Annotated in this window: 2 protein-coding genes; both read left to right on the forward strand. The window is 27.4% G+C overall.

The features are described from left to right. Positions 1–188, forward strand: a 188-nt coding sequence (gene rpmB / locus HG1285_RS02200) for a 50S ribosomal protein L28 (protein ID WP_008289186.1), incomplete at its 5' end; no start/stop codon positions are given. 54 nt (positions 189–242) lie between these two features. Then, entirely contained in the window at positions 243–1574 is a 1332-nt protein-coding gene (locus HG1285_RS02195; protein ID WP_008289187.1) for a DUF87 domain-containing protein, read from the forward strand. The last annotated feature ends 12 nt before the right edge of the window (positions 1575–1586 follow it).

The raw sequence follows: 1586 nt of genomic DNA on the forward strand, positions 1-1586 counted from the left end.
CAGTCTGTCAAATATGTGGTAAAAAAACAACTTTTGGAAATAGAGTAGCTCACTCTGCAACTACTACAAAAAGAACATGGAGACCAAACCTTCAAAAAGTAAAAGCAAGACTTTCAGACGGGACAGTGAAAAAAATATATGTATGTACAAAATGCCTTAAAGCTGGAAAAGTTGTAAAAGCAATATAAATTTAATTTTAAAAGGGAGGATAAACTCCTCCCAATTTTAACCGGTAAACAAAAATGCAAATTCTTCCCAAAGATGAAATAAAACCCACACTAAAAAGTTTATTCAAAAATTCTCAAAAAAATATAAAAATTGTATCAGCATGGATAAAAGGAGAAGTATTAAAAGAACTCTTAGAAAACTTTTCTGAAAAGATAAACATTCAAATCATAATAAGAGCATCATCTGTAGATGACTTACTAATTACCGATGATATATTGTTCAAATTCTTAAACAAACCTAATGTTGAAATATTTTTAAATCCTGATTTGCACTCTAAGTTTTACATATTTGATGATAAAAAAGCAGTTCTGGGTTCTTCAAACCTTACATTTTCTGGCCTGGAAAAAGATGGAAATTTGGAAACAGATGTCTTAGTAGAAGAAAAAAATCAAATAAGTAAACTGGTAAATATTTTTGAAGAAATAAAAGAAAAATCTTTTAATATAAAACAAATAGGTGGATTTATTTTAAATGCTGAAAGTACATCATCTGCAAACTTTCTTGTATTAAATGAGTCAATTACAGAAAACAGTTTTTTGATTTTTCAAGACAAAAACAAATACATAATTGCACGCAGTATAAGCATATCAACAATACCTGTAAATACTTTTTACAACTTAAATGGTTCTTTAGTTAAACCTCTATTAGAAAATATAGAACGACTTTTCAATATTTTTTCAAATAAAGATAACAACTGGAAAAAAGCCGTCTTTTTTGGATACTTTAATGAATCACAGCATCTAAAAGTAGCAAATTTAGAAATATTAGGTATATATGATGAAACAACTCTTAAAGAAGAAAGTCTACTTAAGCCTCTGGAAAATCCCCTAAAAATAGGAACTATAGGAACTGTAAATAACGATATAATCCAGAAAATTTTCAACCTGAACCATGCAGGGTATAAAATGAGCTTTCCTGTAAAATTTGGAAAGGTTTTAAATCTTAATATAGATGCAAAATTAGATTTTGAGAAAATATCATCTATGCATATGGCTGTTTTAGGCACAACTGGCAGTGGAAAAACAACTTTTGTAAAGAGACTGCTGGAAAATATAAATTTTGATACAAAAATATTTATTTTTGATATTTACGATGAATATAAGCGAAATTTAAAAAATAGTTTTGTTGTAGATTTTCCGTCTACTATATTTCCAATAACTTATGAAAATTTGAGAAAATTATTTAGAGAAAGTGGCATAAATTTTCAAGAAAAAACTAAGGAAGAAAAAGAAGTGGCAAGTTTTTTCAGACGAAATTTAAAACCTGACATTAATTTCATCTGTTTTAATGAGAAAAACTTAGAAAATATTATATATAACGCAGCATCTCTAATAAAAGAAGATTAGCTTTAAAGTCAG

This window comes from Hydrogenivirga sp. 128-5-R1-1 (assembly GCF_000171895.1).